The sequence below is a fragment of the Paenibacillus sp. FSL R10-2734 genome, assembly GCF_037963865.1.
Lineage (GTDB): Bacteria > Bacillota > Bacilli > Paenibacillales > Paenibacillaceae > Paenibacillus_AQ.
On record NZ_CP150170.1, the window covers coordinates 2,740,754 to 2,759,796 of the forward strand.

The following is a 19,043-nucleotide window of genomic DNA, read 5'->3' on the forward strand; positions in this document are numbered from 1 at the left end:
TACAACATCTAGGAAAGCGGGGAACTATACGTGCTGCTTCCACAAATAAATGATCCTGAGCAACTGAAATCACTGTCAATCGATGAATTAACTACCCTAGCGGAGGAAATCCGTCGATTTCTAATTGAGAAGCTTACAGCAACTGGTGGGCATCTCGGATCCAATTTGGGTGTCGTGGAGCTCACTTTGGCTTTACATTATTGCTATAACAGTCCTCGGGACAAAATGATTTACGACGTTGGGCACCAGGCCTATGTCCACAAGATATTGACCGGTCGTCAAGACCGCTTCGATACCCTGCGTAAATATCAGGGCTTGTGCGGCTTCGTCAAACGCTCCGAAAGTGAGCATGATGTCTGGGAAGCTGGACATAGCAGCACCTCTTTATCAGCAGCTATGGGGATGGCTATGGCCCGCGATCTCAAGGGTGAAGACAACAAAGTGATTGCCGTGATTGGTGACGGGGCTCTTACTGGCGGAATGGCGTTTGAAGCACTTAACCATATTGGCCATGAGAAGCGTAAGCTGATGGTTATTTTGAATGATAATGAAATGTCGATTGCTCCTAATGTAGGCGCGATGCACAATTATCTAAGCAAAATTCGTTCAGATCGCCACTATTTGCGCGCCAAAGACGAGGTTGAAGGGCTCCTTAAGAAGATCCCGGCCATCGGAGGGCGTCTAGCGAAGACTGCTGAACAGTTAAAGAACAGCCTGAAATATATGATGGTACCTGGTGTTCTTTTCGAGGAACTCGGCTTTACTTATCTAGGTCCAGTAGATGGGCATGATCTGGAGAAGATGATTGACACCTTCCACCAAGCAGATAACGTGGCTGGGCCTGTGTTGGTGCATGTACTAACAACTAAAGGTAAGGGCTACAAACCGGCTGAAACCGATTTTTATAAATCGCATGCCATTTCCCCTTACAAAATCGAGTCGGGCCAAGCGCTTAAAGCTGTGGGTCCACCGATGTACACAGAAGTGTTCGGCGAGACGCTGATCGAACTGGGACGTGATGACAAACGACTCATTGCTGTTACCCCTGCGATGCCAGGAGGCTCGGGATTATTTCCTTTTGCTAAGGAATTTCCGGATCGTATGATTGATGTCGGGATTGCTGAGCAGCATGCAGCTACGCTGTGCGCAGCCTTGGCTATGGAAGGTATGAAGCCGGTGTATGCGGTGTATTCTACCTTCATGCAGCGTGCTTATGATCAGATTGTCCATGATATTTGCCGTCATAACGCGAATGTCATGTTCGCCATTGATCGTGCTGGATTTGTGGGTGCCGATGGTGAGACCCATCAGGGTGTGTATGATGTTGCTTTTATGCGTCATATTCCTAATATGGTGATGATGATGCCAAAAGACGAGAATGAGCTGCGTCATATGATGAAGACGGCGCTTGAATATAATGATGGCCCGATTGCTTACCGCTATCCACGTATTAACGGAACGGGTGTGGCAATGGATGCTGAGCTGCGTACCATTCCAATTGGTTCGTGGGAGCGGCTGCGTACAGGTGAAGGTTATGCTGTGTTGGCCTGCGGACCTATGGTTCAAGTGGCTGAAGAAGCTGCTGATCTGCTGAAACGGGAAGGTATTCAGGTGGGCGTTGTAAATGCACGTTTCCTGAAGCCACTAGATAACTCTATGCTGCTTGATTTGGCTCACGCTGGAACCAATATGGTTGTTATTGAAGAGGCTTGCCAAGCGGGAAGTCTCGGCAGTGCGGTATTGGAATTCTTCGCAGAGAATGAGCTTTATGACGCGCGTGTACATCTGATGGGTGTACCTGACATCTTTGTGGAGCACGGCTCCATTAAGGAACAACGTCAGGAAACGGGCCTTACTGTAGAAGCACTATGTGCGCGTATCAAATCCATGAAGGCTTTAAGTGCTTATAGCTACAAGACGACTTCGTCTTCCTAAAGTGGAAGTCGGAAATTAGTAACCCTTTGAACGATCGGGAGATGACCATGGAACACCGTAAAGAACGGATAGATGTACTGCTTGTTGAGCAAGGATTTTATGAAAGCCGTGAGAAGGCTAAAGCAGCCATTATGGCAGGGCTGGTGCTCGCGGATGAGGAACGCATTGAAAAGGCTGGCATGAAGGTGTCACGGGAGGCTACCCTTAAGGTTAAAGGCTCTGTTCATCCATATGTCAGTCGTGGGGGCCTAAAGCTGGAGAAGGCTCTTCGCCAATTTAATATTGATCTTACGGGACGGACCATGCTGGACATCGGTGCTTCTACTGGAGGCTTCACGGATTGTGCACTTCAGAATGGAGTAAGTCATGTGTATGCGATTGATGTTGGCTATAATCAGCTGGATTGGTCGCTGCGCAATGATGAACGCGTTAGTGTCATGGAAAGAACGAATTTTCGATATATGACGCCTCCAGATTTGGAGGGTCCTGTTCCAGACTTCGCGAGTATTGATGTATCATTCATATCTTTAAAAATAATTCTCCCCCCGCTCAAAGCTTTGCTCAAGCGTCCGGCAGATATTGCTGCGCTGATCAAGCCACAGTTTGAGGCAGGACGCGAGAAGGTTGGTAAATCAGGTGTGATTCGTGATTCTGCTGTCCATAAAGAGGTATTGATTAATGTATTGACCATGGCTGCAGGGCTGGGCTACCAGCTTCAGGGATTAACCTTTTCACCGATTACAGGTGGAGAAGGCAATATTGAGTTTCTTGCTCACTGGAGATTAACGCCGGAAGTGGCGGAAGATGAAGAAGCGTTATTACAGTCGTCAGATGCAGCTTCCTCTGTTATACCAGTGGAGGATTTCCCATCCTTAGCGGATGAAGTGATTAAGCAAGCTACGGGTACCTTTAATGTAAATTCAACTCATGGAAACTCATCGCGCCGGTGAGTTTCTTTTTCCATATGGTTAATAATATCAATTATGCGGAAACCTCCTAAAAAGACTGCTCAGAAGAAGGATTTAGCATGGCTTCACGCGAATAAATCACCGAGGTGATTGATAGTGGCGGGTAGCTCTGACAAGGTCGTTATGGCGTTTATTGGAGTAGCATTATCGATTTTTATAATATATCGGATATATATATGGCTGCAAAGTTCTCCGCGTTCTTTTATGAAAGATCAGATCCCGTTTAATAAAGTGATTATTCCCCACCCTTCTATAGACATACTGGAGGATGAGGGGTATGAGGTTGTTGGAGGGAAGTTGAAAATCCCGTTGTCCTTCAACGTAAACGGGGCGCAGATGTATAGCCGGTTATTTATAGATTATTTGGCGACTAAGGAGGAAGGGTCGATATATTTGGTCATCCTTTCCAGACCGCGTAAACCTTTGGATTTCACAGGCAGTGGCTTACGAGATACCTTGCTTCCGTACTTACTGATTTATCCGGAATGTAGCGGAGTTTTGTATGTTAATACTGCAGCGAGGTCTATTCAAGTGATTAAGCTTGGCAGAGATGACGGAGAATCTAATTAAGTTCATATTTAACAGGAGGCAACAATGAAGGGACAACGACATATTAAGATACGCGAGATTATTACGCAAAAAGATATCGAGACACAGGACGAGCTAGTGGAAGCCTTACGTCAATCCGGTTTCCAGGTTACTCAAGCTACAGTGTCTCGAGATATTAAAGAGCTATTGCTCATCAAGGTTCCCATGGATGATGGAAGATACAAATATTCGCTTCCAACCGATCAGCGGTACAATCCAATACAGAAGCTGAAGCGCGTTCTGGTGGATAATTTTGTGCAGATCGATTCATCGGCTAATCTTGTGGTGATGAAATGCTTACCGGGGACGGCTAATTCAGTTGCAGCTCTGATTGATAATATTGATTGGCCACAAATTATGGGCACCATCTCTGGCGATGATACCATTCTTATTATTTGCCGCCAGCCTGAGGACAGTAAAAACGTAATTTCACAAATCATGGGTTACATTTCTTAAATTTTCCTTATCATCTTCTCGGAGGTGTTCTATTAGTGTTAGAAACCTTGTCAATCCGCAATCTAGCCGTCGTTGAGGCGGTAGATGTGCATTTTTATCCTGGCTTCCATGTGCTTACAGGGGAGACTGGGGCAGGTAAATCCATTATTATTGATGCGCTTGGACTGATTGCCGGAGGCCGCGGCTCCGCGGATTCTATTCGTTATGGCTGTGATAAAGCAGAGATGGAAGCGCTCTTCAGTCTTCCCAGCGGTCATCCCGTTTGGGATACTTTGGAGCGTCTTGGCATCCAGGCCCAGCGTGAGGAGCATCTTATTATACGTCGAGAGCTTAACTCTCAGGGGAAAAGTACATCACGTGTAAATGGACAGATGGTCAACCTGACTATGCTTCGTGAAATTGGCGAGCAGCTGGTTAATATTCATGGACAGCATGAACACCAAAATTTATTGAAAGCAGAACGACATTTGGGACTGCTGGATACATACGGAGAACCTATTATCGGACCGCTTAAAGCGGTATATCAGGAAAAGTATTCAGCCTTTGCGAAAGTCGAGAAAGAGCTCCGCGAACTGCAGGAATCCAGCCAAAAGGCTTACCAAATGCTTGATTTATACCGTTTTCAGTTAGAAGAAATTTCATCTGCCGCATTAAAACCGGGAGAAGATGAATTACTTGCCGAAGAACGGGTCAAACTATCCCACAGTGAGAAAATGATGGATTCCGTATCCGGTGCATATGAACTCCTATACGATAGACAAGGCTTGGAATCCATTGGTAATGTTATTTCCAGACTCGAGGATGCGGTTCGTTACGATGAAAAGGGTCTTAAATCCGTGCTTGAGCAGCTTCAGTCCTCTTATTATCAGCTGGAGGATGCTGCATTTCAGCTTCGTGATTACCGAGAAGAAATTGAGTTCAATCCACAGCGACTCGAAGAAATTGAGAATCGTTTAGATTTAATTACCGGACTCCGCCGTAAATACGGAGATAGTGTAGAACAGATTCTGGCTTATTATGAACAAATTCATCGGGAAACCGATCTGCTTGAGAATAAGGATGAATATCTGGAGAAACTGACGACCAAACGCGATGCATTATTATCTGTATTGATGGACGCAGCAGCTGAATTAAGTGAAGCACGGAAGCTTTGTGCGGCTGATTTAGCTACGCAAGTGGAGGGTGAGCTTAAGGACCTTCAAATGGAAAGAACCTCGTTACAGGTTAAATTAGACACGCTGGAGGACCCTCGTGGAGTCGAGTACAATGATCGTCGTATTCGCCTCACAAGACAAGGGATAGACAGTGCGGAATTTATGATTTCCCCTAACCCTGGTGAACCGCTGAGACCGCTTGGCAAAATCGCCTCAGGTGGTGAATTGTCGCGGATCATGCTGGCAATGAAGAGTATTTTTGCGCGCCATGATGCGATTCCGGTTCTAATCTTTGATGAGGTGGATACAGGTGTGAGTGGTCGGGCTGCGCAATCCATCGCTGATAAGCTGTATAAGCTGTCCTCAACATGTCAGGTGTTCTCCATTACGCACTTACCACAGGTGGCTTGTATGGCTGACCATCAGTACTTAATCCGCAAAAAGGTTGAGGACGGAAGAACGATGACTGAAGTGGAATCGCTCTCGAATGATGGACGTGTAATGGAGCTCGCCCGAATGTTGGGTGGGGTGGAAATTACCGAAAAAACATTGCACCATTCGCAGGAAATGCTCAATCTAGCCGAGGCCAGTAAGGCTGCAACAAGCTAAGCGGAACAATGATTGACAGTAATAAAAGCCTGGGGGCAAGGTTATCTTATAGGTACGCAATTGGCGACCACCTTTTTCGTCAAGCGAAAGAAGCAAAAGGGAGCGTGACAGCCATTGAAGCCTAACCTCAGGAAGTTAATGCCAGGCCTTTTAATTGCCTTCTTTCTTAGTTTATCGGGCATAACGGGAACCCACCAAAGTTTTGCCGCACCACTCAACAGTGAACCTGCGAAGGTGACTGCGCTAGGCATGAAACCGGAACTGAAGGTGATCCCGGGAGGTCAAACGATCGGAGTGAAAGTGAAATCAGCAGGTGTTCTGGTTGTAGGACATCATCTGATTGAAGTATCCGAGAAATCAAAGCTTTCCCCAGGAGAAATCAGCGGTTTGGTGCCAGGTGATTTGATGATCTCCATTGATGGAGAGAAGTTGGACGAGTTGTCTAAGGTGGCCAAGCTTGTGGATCGTGCTGGAAAAGCGAATAATCCCCTGACGATTGTCTTTAAACGCGCTGGGAAAGAGCATACAGCCAAGCTAAAACCCGCGTATGATATTAATGACAAAGTTTGGAGGTTAGGCCTGTACATTCGAGATTCTGCAGCGGGTGTCGGCACGTTAACTTTTTATGCCCCGAAACAGGGTGTTTATGGAGCTTTGGGACATGTGATTACGGACATGAATACAGGAACACCAATTGTTGTCGGTAGCGGGCAGATTGTTCAGTCCAGTGTAACTTCGATTTCTAAAAGCCAGGATGGCGATCCGGGTGAGAAACGAGCTCATTTCTTAAAGGAAAGCCAAGTGCTTGGAAATGTGGAGAGCAACACAGACTTTGGTATCTTCGGCAAAATGAACCGTAATCCCGAGCACAGTCTTTATAAAGAACCCATTCCTGTGGCGATGAGCGATCAAGTCAAGGAAGGACCTGCTGAGATTCTTACGGTTGTAGATGGGCAGCAGGTGGAGCGATTTAAGGTTGAGATCATTCATGTGGCTCATCAGCAGACGCCAGCTACTAAGGGAATGGTAATACGTATTACTGATCCACGTCTGATCGATAAGACAGGTGGTATCGTTCAAGGGATGAGCGGAAGTCCTATCGTTCAGGATGGACGACTCATCGGCGCAGTCACTCATGTATTTGTAAATGATCCTAAGTCCGGTTACGGTTGCTTCATCGAATGGATGCTTAAGGACTCTGGCGCAACTCTACAGGAGAATAGGTATCCATTAAATCTTAAGGCGGTTTAGCCTTAAGATTTTTTTGTCGAAGGATTACGAAGATCATCGAACTTTGAAACAAAATATTTAATTATAATCCATGCTCGAAAAAAAATAAAGAAAAATAATTTTCGACAGAAGGGAATTCGATGTCCATGTCGAAAATGTTATAAGACAAGAAAAAAATGTTATTTTCGAATAGCAGATATAATTAAGGAGGAAGTAGCCAGTGCAGAATATTGAAGTGTTGTTGGCCGATGATAACAGGGAATTTACGAATTTGCTTTCCGAATACATTTCTGAACAAGAAGATATGACCGTAACGGGTATCGCCTATAATGGTGAAGAAGTGCTTCAAATGCTTAGCGAAGCGCGTAAAGTTCCCGATGTCCTTATTCTTGATATCATCATGCCACATTTAGACGGTCTAGGTGTCTTGGAACGTCTGCGTGATATGGATCTGAATCCTCAACCGAAGATCATCATGCTGACCGCTTTCGGTCAGGAGAACATCACTCAAAGAGCTGTACAGCTTGGTGCATCCTATTATATTTTGAAACCGTTCGATATGGAGGTCCTGGCAAATCGTGTACGTCAGCTTGTAGGGGTCCAAGGCAGCATGAGCTCATCCTCTAACATGTACAACTATTCGTCGACGTCCAGATCGAATGTAGTGCCGCTTACGAAGGGCAAGAACCTTGATGCTAACATCACTTCGATTATCCATGAAATCGGTGTTCCAGCACATATCAAGGGCTATCAGTACCTGCGCGAAGCGATCACCATGGTATATAACAATATCGAGATCCTTGGTGCAATTACAAAAACGCTCTATCCAGCCATTGCAGAGAAATTCAAGACCACTCCTTCACGCGTAGAACGCGCGATTCGCCATGCGATTGAAGTGGCTTGGACCCGTGGCAATATTGACTCCATCAGCCATCTATTCGGTTATACGATTAATATCTCCAAATCTAAGCCTACTAACTCGGAATTTATTGCCATGGTAGCCGACAAGCTACGGATTGAGCATAAGGTTAGTTGAAAGGGTTAGGGGTAGTGCGGGGTAAGTGATTGTGAATTGCTGGTAGTGACTTACAGCCAATATATATAAGCCGATAAACTTGTTTTGAAGCCGATAAATTTTTCCCATCTCACCCGATAAACCTTTTTGGTTTATTGGGTTTTGTTTTTGTATAGGAAATTATACTATGCAAAAAAATGTGGATAACTCCCCCAGTATTCATCTGCTTCACGTGTTAAAGAAAAGCTGTTGAAATAGAATTTTTTATACTACTAAGCTCTTCTAACCAAGAAAATTGCAAATCCCGTACAATTGGCTGAAATGAGCTATACGCGCCGAAAGAACGGTATAAATCCCGTACAATTGACTGAAACGAGCTATATGCGCCGAAAGAACGGTAAAAATCCCGTACATTCGAGTGAAATGAGCTATATGCGCCGAAAGAACGGTATGAATCCTGTACATTTGGCTGAAATGAGCTATACGCGCCGAAAGAACGGTAAAAATCCCGTACATTTGGCTGAAATGAGCTATATGCGCTGAAAGAACGGTAAAAATCCCGTACATTTGGCTGAAATGAGCTATATGCGCTGAAAGAACGGTAAAAATCCCGTACAATTGGCTGAAATAAGCTATATGCGCCGAAAGAACAGTATAAATCCCGTACAATTGGCTGAAATGAGCTAAATGCGGGTTATATGTGGGGCATTTTTGTCCTTCTTTTCTGTTTATTTGGCAATTTGGGGTAAATGAGGGGTGTTTTTGTCCTTCTTTTCTGTTTATCTGGCAATTTGGGGTAAATGAGGGGCATTTTTGTCCTTCTTTTCTGTTTATTTGGCAATTTGGGGTAAATGAGGGGTGTTTTTGTCCTTCTTTTCTGTTCATTTGGCTATTTGGGGTAAATGAGGTGCATTTTTGTCCTTCTTTTCTGTTTATTTGGCTATTCGGACTAAATGAGGGGCATTTTTACACCTCTTTCCGTCAATTTGGTTCTTTGGACTGAAAGAACGGTATAAGTCCCGTACACCAAATGATTGCCTCGTACACTCCAATGTTAAGTTAACAGAAGCTTATTCAACCGCGAGGGTGATTTTGTTTTTGTAGATAAAGAGACGGAGGATTTGTATGAAGTTACCACAGTAAAAAGACACTGAGATCCTAATCATCAGTGTCTTTTGTACAATAAATGATTCTTGTAATCATTTCAATCAGAGAGTTATGATTTACATCAACTTAATCAGTTCTTCTAGCTCTTCAACCAATACTTTTGCAAGTTCAAAATTAGTATCTTTTAAAGCCAATTCTATTTTCATTTCAACTGCTTTTTTATTTTGTTCAGCTTCCAAATAGTCTTTATCAAAATGACTAGCATAAATCATCTGTTTAAATTTTTTCATTTTCATTTTTCTAATCGTCTTATCTTCAATTATTAACACATAGTCCATACCATTTACCACAGAATAGAAATCATGAGAAATCATAAGAATTGCGCCTTTGTAATCTTCAATCGCTTTCTCAAGTGCTATTTGTGTATAGGTGTCTAAATGACTTGTCGGTTCATCTAGAAGCAATACGTTTGCATTACTGGCAGAAACTTTAGCCAATTGAAGTATATTTTTTTCTCCACCAGATAAAGATTCTATCTTCTGATTAAGAATTTCTCCTTCAAAACCATAGTTTGCAATATACGATCTAATCTCATCATAAGTTTTAAACCCAGCATCAATGAATTCCTCAAGAATTGTATTAGAATCCTTAAGCACTTCTCCTTGAAGCTGAGATAAATAAGCTACTTTAACATCAGCATTTATTTCAATTGCATTATGATTATTGATAAAGATATCTCGGAGTAAAGTCGTTTTCCCGGTACCATTTGCACCGATAATGGCTACCTTATCCGTAGATTTTATCTCAAAGCTTACATTCTCTAACAACAGCTCATCAAAGGATACACTGTAATCATTGACATTGATAACAATATTGTCCTCGATTTCATTATCAATTCCGAAACTGATAACCGGTTGCTTAATATCTACGAATGGCGCTTTAATTCTACGTGATTCCAATCTCTCTTGAAACTTAACTCTAGCTTTTAACGCTCTACCTCTAGATGCTTCTGAATTATAAGTTGCGATAGCTCTAAGATTATCAATAATGTCATTGTATCTCTCAATTTCTTCTTTTTCAGCGACTGCGATTTCTTGCAACTCTATTTTTGTTTGAAGTAATGAGAAATTATACTCAATATATCGCCCATCAAACTCTTGGATCTCCATATTTTCAAGGTGTACTATTTTGTTGAAACAATGATTTAATAGATAACGGTTATGCGTAACGACGAGCAGAATGCCTTTGTGAGAATTTATAAGATTTTTAAGCGCATTTAGGTTTTCGAAATCCAAAAACACATCTGGTTCATCCATAATCAATAAGTCTGGACTATTAAGCATTTCCTTCATCACTTGAATAAGCTTGAATTCACCACCACTCAGATCGGATACCCTAAGATCTTTTAGCTTCATGAGGTTTGCCAGATTCAGTTGCTTATTAATGTTGCTTTCAAAATCATTCCCGTCCATTGCATCAAAGGCGTCCAAAGCTAATTGATACTTTTCCAGCAACGGTTCAATATCCGAGGATGTTTCCATTTCAGTTAAAATAGCATTTATTTCATTTTGTATTTTAATAAATTCTTCTCCGATATATTCAAAAACGGTTGTTTCTTTAGTGTTGTCCAGTTGCGAAAACTGGCTAACATACCCGATGGTGCAAGTCGGGTCCATTTCTAAAATACCCTCGAACAGATATCTTTCTGGATCCATCAGTATATCTATCAATGTACTTTTCCCACTACCACTCGTTCCTATAAAAGCGCAATGTTGTGCCTCTTCGAGCGTAAATGAAATGTTTTTATATAGTTCTTTTTGCGGAAATGCGAAGGATAAGTTATCAATTTTTATCATAGTATTACCTTTCTTTATAACTAAATTAGTGACTATTATTTGGATGTATTGAAAAACATAGATTATAAGTTTACCGTTGATAGAGTAACACTGTTTACAACTAACATCAATCATTCCACATTAAAATTGTTCGTGAAATTGAAAAATACAAGATAGAACAATATGATCACGCCTGCTCAGATGGCGTCTTATAGCTCGATTGCATCTGACAGAAGTAAATGAAACAGTTGCTTGAACAACTCATAAAGTACATATTTAGTCCTCACTCAAAGTGCGATGTAAGAAAGGTGAAATTACTAGAAAAGTCGAGAAATTGGGCTCATCGCTCTAGATTTTGTAGCTCTGACTGCACTTTGTACAGTAGAATTAAGAGATCGAGCCTTCATAAACAAATCTAATGTACTTTATACAACAGAAATCGGCATAATGACCTCTGGGGGAAATGTAGCTGAAATTCTAATGTACAAATTGCATTAGAATGCGAAATGGAGTTAAACATCCCTGATTCTAGTGTACAAAGTGCAATGAAATCAGAATATTCTTAGTCTCAGAGACTAGGCTCACGTTAGATCCATTTCTGCTAATTCTGAGATCGACAGTAACGACACTGTCTCTATTAAACAGACATCAGGTATTCACTACAGCGAGGAAGCAGTTTTTCTCCTGATACCATTTTATTTGCTTAATTATTGAAATTACCAAATTTTTTTTTGAGTTTATACGCTTTAAGGTTGTGTACAAAATCCCTACTAACTCGGAATTTATTGCCATGGTAGCCGACAATTGAGCATTGAGCATAAGGTTAGTTGAAAGGGTTAGGGAAATTGCGGGGGATGGACATTTTCGTCAAGGGCGTCGGTACGTACGGAGTCTCTTAATTTATCTTTCATGTTACGAATCAACTGGGTATAATTGGAATAAAGATAAACTCAGGAGGCTCGTAGATATGAAGAAGAAAATAGTAGGGATAGTAGCAGGGGCATTGTTACTTGGTGGTTCAATAGGATTTGCAGCGAGCTCGTCGTTAATTGGCGCTAAAGTTTCCGGACTGTATTCAATAAAGCAAAACGGAGAGAAGATTGCAGATGCGATCGTAGTAAATAACTCGGCCTACGTACCTGTGCGTACGATGTCCGAAGCGACCGGAACAGGGTTGACGGTACAAGGGAAGACGATAATATTGGAGAGTAAGGAAACGGAGAAGCCAGCGCTAAAGGCAAGTATTGAAGCGGCTAAGCTCCGGGAAAGATTAGCAGTATCAGAATCTAGTGTTCAAGTTCTCAAAGAAGCGATCCAACTGGCGGAAACTACTGCGGCCGACCTAACAAGTGCAGCAGATCAAGAGGCTCGAAGAAACTATATCGCTGAGTTGAATAAACGTGTTGAGTTCACGGAAACACTAATAGCGCAGCTCAAGACCCAGCTCGGCGAATAACAAATGAATTATTACGAAGAGTCTCGCCATTACTGGTGCGGCTCTTTTTGCGTAGAGGAGTCTACATTATATGAAAGTACGCTCCTTACTCGAATGTACGATAGACACAGTTAAATCCTCGGTAGAACTCGCCGCACAAAATGCACATCTTTTTGGAAAATAATGTTTGACACGTGAGGAATATCACTGCTAATATAAAATAAATTAAACCGAGCAGAATAATCGGATAAGTAATCTTTTAGAATCTTCAAGGATCTCCAAGGATCTTACTCTTTTTTTACCCTCAATACCAATTAAACGCATATGCATAATTATAATTCATAAGTCGGAAAGGGTGAATGGAGTGTCTAATGAAACACTGGTTGTCGAACATTTGAATAAAATATTCCCCGCGCCTGCTGGCGATGTTATCGCTTTAAGCAATATTCAGCTGAAGGTGAACAAAGGCGAATTGATTACGATTATAGGTCCCAGCGGCTGTGGAAAAAGCACTTTGCTGAAAATTGTGGCAGGGCTGGATACAAGTTATAGCGGTACGGTTCTACTGAATGGAAAGCAGATCGACGGCCCGAGTATTGAGAAGGGATTTATTTTTCAAGAGCCAAGACTCTTTCCGTGGTTGACAGTGGAGCATAATATTGCAGCGAATCTATCGCTTAAGAACCCTGAGGTTCGCCGAAAGGTGGATGAACTGATTGAGCTTGTACGCTTAAAGGGTTTTGAGAAATCCTATCCGCGTGAGCTATCAGGTGGGATGGCACAACGGGTGTCTATTGCTAGGGCGTTGCTCCGTAATCCGGATGTATTACTGCTCGATGAACCCTTTGGGGCACTAGACGCTTTTACTAGATCACATCTGCAAGAGGTGCTACTTGATATTTGGCAGAGCAATAAGACGACGATGTTATTTGTAACGCATGATCTGGATGAAGCCGTATTCCTGGCAGAGCGGGTAGTCATTATGAATCCTCGACCTGGGCATATTCGCAATATTCTCCCTATCGATTTACCATTTCCGAGAAAAAGATCCAGTACTTCATTCCAAGAGCTGCGTCGACTAGTTCTGAGTGAGTTTGAGAAAGTAGAGGAGCCGGCAATCGATGTTGGAGCTGGTATCTAGATAAAGAGAGTCCATTTTTTTATAAAAAGGGGAGAAATGATCCATGAAACTATTTCGCAATTTATTACTTGTTATGCTTGTCTTGTCTGTATTTGCAACGGGTTGCGCATCGAATGAGAAGAGTGAGGGTAATGACGACTCTAACAAATATGAGGGTGTAAGTATTAAGATTGGCGTGCAGGGAAGCGGGGGAATGTTTGGCAAAGCCCGTGAGGAAAAATGGTTTGAGCAAGAATTTGATAAGCTGGGCGTCAAAGTAGAATGGACAGAGTTCCAGAGTGGACCCCCAATGACTGAAGCAATCGCTTCTAATAAATTGGACATAGCGACCCTTGGCAACATGCCGATCATCGCAGCGCAAGCCGCGGGTATTCCCATCAAGATTATCTCACAGGTATTAGAAGGAACAAATAACGTTGCTCTTCTTGTGCCTGGTAGTAGCACTGCTCAGAAACTGGAGGATTTGAAAGGTAAGAAGATAGCTGTTACAAAAGGTAGCAATGCATACAACTTCCTTTATCGCGGTATTGAGGAATCAGGACTTAAAGATTCAGATTTTGAAGTTATTCAGCTGCAGCCTGATGAAGCACAACCCGCGTTTGAATCAGGTGGCGTGGATGCATGGGCTACATGGGATCCATATATTACTTTAAATGCATTGACCGGTAAAGGGAAAGTATTGACTGACGGAAAGCAACTGGGCGTTTTATCTCCTTCTTTTGTAATATCCCGTTCAGCGTTTGCAGAGAAATATCCAGAACTAGTTACTCTATATTTAAAGGTCACAAACAAAGTCATTGCCTGGGAAAAAGACAACCGCGCAGAAGCGACGGAAAGATATGCTGCTGAACGGAACATTCCGGCGGCGGTTATAGAAGGAACGTTTGAACGTGCGCAAATGATTAACATCGCAACAAGTGATGCCATTGTCGAAGAAATGCAGAAGACAGCCGATTTTCAATTTAAAATCAAGAACATCCGTAAAGAGATTGAAGTTTCCAAAATAACAGATAATCAGTATATCGAAGCAGCACTGAAGGAACCTTTGAAATAAGGGATGAAACCACAGATGTAGAAAAGAGGTTGTTTACATGCAATTCAGTGCTGAAAAAGCTGTGATCTCACCGCTAATACAAAAAAAGAATCCGGCAAAGAGACGCCGTCTTTCCATCCAAACGACGAATCTATTGCTTGGGCTGATCTTGCCGGTTGCTATTCTCCTTATTTGGGAGATCGCCGGAGCGATGGGAAAGCTGAATCCCATATTGCTGCCAAGGCCAAGTGAAATTTGGCTGGAGCTGGTCAGCCTGACCGCTTCCGGTGAACTGGCAAGACACTTGGGGATATCTGCTTGGCGAGCATTGCTTGGTTTCCTGCTTGGGGGAGGGCTTGGCTTAGCAGCTGGACTGTGGGTAGGCTTCTCATACAAAACAGAACGTTTGCTGGATCCGTCGCTGCAAATGCTCCGCACATTGCCCCATTTGGCAATTGCTCCGCTATTTATTTTGTGGTTCGGATTCGGTGAAACCTCAAAAATATTGTTGATTGCCAAAGGTTCATTTTTCCCATTATATGTGAACACATTTCTAGGAATCCGCTCGGTGGATGACAAGTTGTTTGATGTTGGGAGAGTACTGCAATTCAGTAAATGGCAGATGGTTACCAAGCTAATTATTCCAGCTTCACTGCCGAACATCTTTTTAGGTATTCGCTTGTCTGTGGGAATCGCTTGGCTTGGTCTTGTTGTAGCGGAAATGATGGGCTCTAGCTCAGGTGTTGGCTATCTTATCAATGACGCGCGATCGTTCTCTTTGACTACAGTGGTATTCGTTGGGATCATCGTATTCGCCATAGTAGGTAAGCTGTCAGACTCACTGGTTAAGCTGTTGGAATCTAGATTGCTGAGATGGCAGGACAGTTATAAAGGAGTTAAAGGATCATGAGCGAACATACATCCAGCACTAAAATAGAGCGGCAAGGCGATGCGTTAAAATGGATTCCGAAAAAACTGCTTGGCTGGCTCGTACCTCTAGCGCTAGTGGTGATTTGGGAAGCCGCAGCAGCGCTCCATCTAGTCTCTGCAACGACACTGCCGGCTCCTTCAACCATCATTGCCCAGTTCTTTTCATTAATTGCAAGCGGTGAATTATTTCGACATCTGGGGATTAGCGCCTATCGTGCAGGATTAGGGTTCCTATTGGGATCTGCGACGGGTCTTCTGCTTGGTTTATCTACAGGACTTGGAAAATTAGTAGAACGTACACTAGATCCGTCTTTGCAAATGCTTCGAACGATTCCTCTACTTGCCCTTATTCCGTTATTTATCTTGTGGTTTGGTGTTGGTGAGTTTTCCAAAATATTAATGATCTCATTAGGCGCTTTTTTTCCAGTTTACTTAAACACCTTCCTAGGAATACGCAATGTTGATATTAAGCTGGTTGAAGTATCCCGTATTTTCCAATATTCAAGGTGGCAGCTGCTTAGCAGAATGATTATTCCGGCCGCATTACCTAACATTCTGCTTGGTATTCGGTTGTCACTTGGTGTAGCCTGGCTTGTACTTGTCGTTGCGGAGATGATGGGAACAAGTGCGGGGATAGGATATATGATTCAGGATGCGAGAGCTTATTCGCAAACAGATATCGTATTCGTTGGTATTTCAATTTTTGCTGTGATAGGAAAACTCTCGGATTCAGCCATTCGCCTGCTGGAGAGAAGATGGCTTCATTGGCGTGATACATTCAAAGGATAACGAACTCTAGAATACGAAAGGCAGGGTCATTATGGGAACCAGACAAGATCAGCTACATTTAGGCGCATTTATTTATTATACAGGTCATCATCACTATGGCTGGCGTCATCCAGAATCAGGAGCAGATAAAATCTTCAATTATAAATTTTATCGCGAATTGGCACAGACTGCTGAGCGTGGGAAATTTGATATGATGTTTTTGGCGGATTTGTTGTATGTGATGGGTGCGGATCAAGCAGCTTCAGGTATGCTGGACCCACTGACACTGTTGTCAGCCCTTTCGACAGATACAGAAAAACTAGGATTAACGGCTACCGTATCGACCACATATAACGAACCCTATAATGTGGCTCGCAAATTTGCATCATTAGATCATATTAGTGAAGGTCGAGCAGGCTGGAATATTGTCACCTCCCAGCTCGATGTGGAAGCTTATAACTATGGGAAGCCGGAGCATCCAGAGCATGGACTTCGTTATCGAATGGCACGGGAATTTGTTGAGGTTGCAACGCTTCTCTGGGATAGTTGGGAGGATGACTCTCTGATCGTTAACCGCGAGGAGGGGCAATTTGCTGATGCTACGAAGATTAAAGAAGTGGAATACAAGGGGGAGTGGTATTCTACGAAAGGAACACTCAATGTTCCCCGTTCACCTCAAGGGTATCCCGTACTTATTCAAGCTGGTTCTTCTGGTCCAGGCCAAGATTTCGCAGCTAGTTTTGGTGAGGTGATCTTTACGGCACAGCAGTCGCTTGAAGCAGCAAAGACCTTCTATGAAAGTGTCAATTCCAAACTGGAAAATTACGGCCGTGAGCGTGGTAGCTTGAAAATTATGCCAGGCTTATCTCCGATCATCGGAGCGACCGAAGAGGAAGCGCAGCGTAAATATAAGGAATTGCAGGAACTGATTCCTCCTGCTGCGGTTGTTGGTATGTTGTCTGGGATGTTGAAATTTGACCTGTCCGAATATCCAGTGGATGGCCAGTTGCCTGAAATTCCTGATCCAGTAGAAGCATCGAATGGAATGAAGAGTCGGGTTCAGCTAATTATGGATATGGCTCGTAAGGACAAATTATCCATTCTAGAATTAGGACGCCGTTTGCTTGGTGCACGGGGACATATGCAATTTGTTGGAACCTACGAACAATTGGCTGACCTTATGCAATTATGGTTCGAAGAGTATGGCTGCGATGGATTTAATATTATGCCACCGGTACTGCCAGGCAACTTGGATGAATTCGTAGATCATGTTGTGCCTATCTTACAAGCACGTGGATTGTTCCGTACGGAGTATACAGGCAGTACCCTTCGTGAACATCTAGGTTTGGAACGTCCAGATGTCCGTCATTTCCAGAATCGTAGAGTGGCTGAAACAGTAACAAAATAAATAGCTTTTCTTAGCGATTCTTCAATGATCTGAAGAATCGCTTCTTTGTAATCTTGATTGAACAGTTTGTTTTCTTCAAACAAATGGATGATAATTAAGGAATGAGCAAGGAGAATCATATGACATAGTTTTTATAAATTACATAACTTTATACCCAAAAAGCGAGGCGTAACGAAATGAATGCATCAGAGTTTCAACAGTATGTGAAGAGGTTCAGTGAAACCAAAGGTTTTGACACCAGTAGCATTGAGCAGAGAATGTTGTACTTAATGACTGAAGTGGGTGAGTTATCCAAAGAGGTACTTTCCGTATCCTTTGACCCTGATGCGGAGAAGAAAGAAAACTTGGGATACGAGATGTACGACGTGGTGTGGAATATCTTCGATCTGGCCAATAAATTGGGTATTGATCTGAATGAGGCTTTTAAACGTAAGCTGGAAATCAATGAACAGAGAACGTGGGAGTGAAATAAATATCTACAGTTTTAAACCATCAAGCACTGGTTGCTTGATGGTTTTTTTGCTTGGCTTCAACATTTCAATGATGGAAGATGCTTGAGAAAGTAATTTGTGGTCGTATCAGGCTCATAGTATATAGGGTAGGCTTGGTATAAGTATTATGCTTTTTGTTATCATTTGGATACTAAGGGTTATATTAGAGCAAAATAACTTGGGAAAATCATTCATAACTAACTTATTCTTAGGATTAATTGTTATAAGCCAACACAAATTGTTATGTTGTGTTATGATAGTAGGGAGGTGACTCCCATGAATGATTTTGAGAACTATCCCGATGAGCTGGGTAATTTCATTCGGCACATCAGAAAGACGAGAGGGTTAACCTTAAGAGGACTGGAAGAAAAGAGCGGCATAAGTTATTCACAGCTTAGCAAGATCGAACGTGGAGAGAGCATTCCGCTTAAAGACAATCTGGACAAGATTATTGAAGCGCTTGGAACAGATCTGAAGAATCGGATGTATCATTTGGCAGACTATATGCCAGATATTGAATATATCAAGACCTTGAAGCATGGCTATGAGCTGCCACAGCTTAAACAGTCTCAAGACTATATTTATGAGACAGCCTTTAACAAGCTTAAGGAATTCAGAGCAAAGGAAGGTAAAGAAACATCTTACGTTTCCTTCGATTCTAATGAAGTCATAGTTTATGAAACCGAATATGGGGCAGGAATGGTAATAGAAAAGATTGAGAAATACAATCTTACCGATGTCCTGAACGATAAGTTTGAGGGTTGCCTCGACTCCTTAAGAAAGAGCCCTCGGAAAGGGCGTCAGGCCTTTCTATTTGGCGAGTGGTTACGGGAGTGCGTTTATGAGCTGAAGGAAGAAGAACAGGATCAGGTCATACAAGCGCTCAAAGAATTTACTCAGTTTAAAGTGCAACAAATAAAGGGTGCTTATAAATAATGTA

17 protein-coding genes are annotated in these 19,043 nt (G+C 42.7%); 15 read left to right on the top strand and 2 right to left on the bottom strand.

Going from position 1 to position 19,043, the window contains the following annotated elements:
- The first annotated feature begins 30 nt into the window (after nucleotides 1-30).
- From dxs to spo0A, 7 genes are all read left to right on the top strand, one after another.
- A complete protein-coding gene (gene dxs / locus NSS67_RS11855; protein WP_339319716.1) occupies nucleotides 31-1,935 on the top strand; it encodes a 1-deoxy-D-xylulose-5-phosphate synthase in 1,905 nt (634 codons plus the stop codon).
- A gap of 47 nt (nucleotides 1,936-1,982) precedes the next feature.
- On the top strand, nucleotides 1,983-2,885 hold the full coding sequence (locus tag NSS67_RS11860; protein ID WP_339319717.1) for a TlyA family RNA methyltransferase: 903 nt from the start codon (nucleotides 1,983-1,985) through the stop codon (nucleotides 2,883-2,885).
- Between the two features lie 222 nt (nucleotides 2,886-3,107).
- The gene (locus NSS67_RS11865) at nucleotides 3,108-3,473 is read left to right on the top strand and encodes a hypothetical protein (RefSeq protein WP_339319718.1); all 366 of its coding nucleotides are present in this window, start codon (nucleotides 3,108-3,110) and stop codon (nucleotides 3,471-3,473) included.
- A gap of 24 nt (nucleotides 3,474-3,497) precedes the next feature.
- Nucleotides 3,498-3,947, top strand: a complete 450-nt coding sequence (argR, locus tag NSS67_RS11870) for a transcriptional regulator ArgR (RefSeq protein ID WP_339319719.1) — start codon at nucleotides 3,498-3,500, stop codon at nucleotides 3,945-3,947.
- A gap of 35 nt (nucleotides 3,948-3,982) precedes the next feature.
- Entirely contained in the window at nucleotides 3,983-5,710 is a 1,728-nt protein-coding gene (gene recN, locus NSS67_RS11875; protein ID WP_339319720.1) for a DNA repair protein RecN, read from the top strand.
- A gap of 138 nt (nucleotides 5,711-5,848) precedes the next feature.
- The gene (gene spoIVB, locus NSS67_RS11880; RefSeq protein WP_339319721.1) at nucleotides 5,849-6,961 is read left to right on the top strand and encodes a SpoIVB peptidase; all 1,113 of its coding nucleotides are present in this window, start codon (nucleotides 5,849-5,851) and stop codon (nucleotides 6,959-6,961) included.
- A 199-nt stretch (nucleotides 6,962-7,160) separates the two neighbouring features.
- A complete protein-coding gene (gene spo0A, locus NSS67_RS11885; RefSeq protein ID WP_042129795.1) occupies nucleotides 7,161-7,976 on the top strand; it encodes a sporulation transcription factor Spo0A in 816 nt (271 codons plus the stop codon).
- Between the two features lie 261 nt (nucleotides 7,977-8,237).
- Here the strand turns inward: spo0A and NSS67_RS11890 are convergent, their stop codons facing one another.
- Together NSS67_RS11890 and NSS67_RS11895 are read right to left on the bottom strand one after the other, a co-directional pair.
- Nucleotides 8,238-8,840 (bottom strand): hypothetical protein, encoded by a 603-nt coding sequence (locus NSS67_RS11890; RefSeq protein ID WP_339319722.1) that lies wholly within the window; start codon nucleotides 8,838-8,840, stop codon nucleotides 8,238-8,240.
- A gap of 338 nt (nucleotides 8,841-9,178) precedes the next feature.
- Nucleotides 9,179-10,918 (bottom strand): ATP-binding cassette domain-containing protein, encoded by a 1,740-nt coding sequence (locus tag NSS67_RS11895; RefSeq protein WP_339319723.1) that lies wholly within the window; start codon nucleotides 10,916-10,918, stop codon nucleotides 9,179-9,181.
- 946 nt (nucleotides 10,919-11,864) lie between these two features.
- Between NSS67_RS11895 and NSS67_RS11900 the strand changes: the two genes are divergently transcribed.
- The 8 genes from NSS67_RS11900 to NSS67_RS11935 all read left to right on the top strand — a co-directional run bounded on the left by NSS67_RS11900 (nucleotide 11,865) and on the right by NSS67_RS11935 (nucleotide 19,039).
- Nucleotides 11,865-12,353 (top strand): hypothetical protein, encoded by a 489-nt coding sequence (locus NSS67_RS11900; protein WP_339319724.1) that lies wholly within the window; start codon nucleotides 11,865-11,867, stop codon nucleotides 12,351-12,353.
- Between the two features lie 343 nt (nucleotides 12,354-12,696).
- Complete coding sequence (locus tag NSS67_RS11905) at nucleotides 12,697-13,473, top strand: ABC transporter ATP-binding protein (RefSeq protein ID WP_339319725.1); 777 nt, start codon at nucleotides 12,697-12,699, stop codon at nucleotides 13,471-13,473.
- Between the two features lie 43 nt (nucleotides 13,474-13,516).
- Nucleotides 13,517-14,527 (top strand): aliphatic sulfonate ABC transporter substrate-binding protein, encoded by a 1,011-nt coding sequence (locus tag NSS67_RS11910; RefSeq protein ID WP_339319726.1) that lies wholly within the window; start codon nucleotides 13,517-13,519, stop codon nucleotides 14,525-14,527.
- A gap of 37 nt (nucleotides 14,528-14,564) precedes the next feature.
- Nucleotides 14,565-15,416 carry an ABC transporter permease gene (locus tag NSS67_RS11915; RefSeq protein ID WP_339319727.1) on the top strand — a complete coding sequence of 284 codons (852 nt, stop codon included), beginning with the start codon at nucleotides 14,565-14,567 and terminating at the stop codon, nucleotides 15,414-15,416.
- On the top strand, nucleotides 15,413-16,225 hold the full coding sequence (locus NSS67_RS11920; protein WP_339319728.1) for an ABC transporter permease: 813 nt from the start codon (nucleotides 15,413-15,415) through the stop codon (nucleotides 16,223-16,225). The genes NSS67_RS11915 and NSS67_RS11920 overlap by 4 nt, the downstream gene beginning before the upstream one ends.
- 31 nt (nucleotides 16,226-16,256) lie before the next feature.
- Nucleotides 16,257-17,612 (top strand): LLM class flavin-dependent oxidoreductase, encoded by a 1,356-nt coding sequence (locus tag NSS67_RS11925; protein ID WP_339319729.1) that lies wholly within the window; start codon nucleotides 16,257-16,259, stop codon nucleotides 17,610-17,612.
- Between the two features lie 176 nt (nucleotides 17,613-17,788).
- Entirely contained in the window at nucleotides 17,789-18,079 is a 291-nt protein-coding gene (locus tag NSS67_RS11930) for a MazG nucleotide pyrophosphohydrolase domain-containing protein (protein WP_339319730.1), read from the top strand.
- 300 nt (nucleotides 18,080-18,379) lie between these two features.
- Complete coding sequence (locus tag NSS67_RS11935) at nucleotides 18,380-19,039, top strand: helix-turn-helix transcriptional regulator (RefSeq protein ID WP_042190416.1); 660 nt, start codon at nucleotides 18,380-18,382, stop codon at nucleotides 19,037-19,039.
- Nucleotides 19,040-19,043 lie beyond the last annotated feature (4 nt).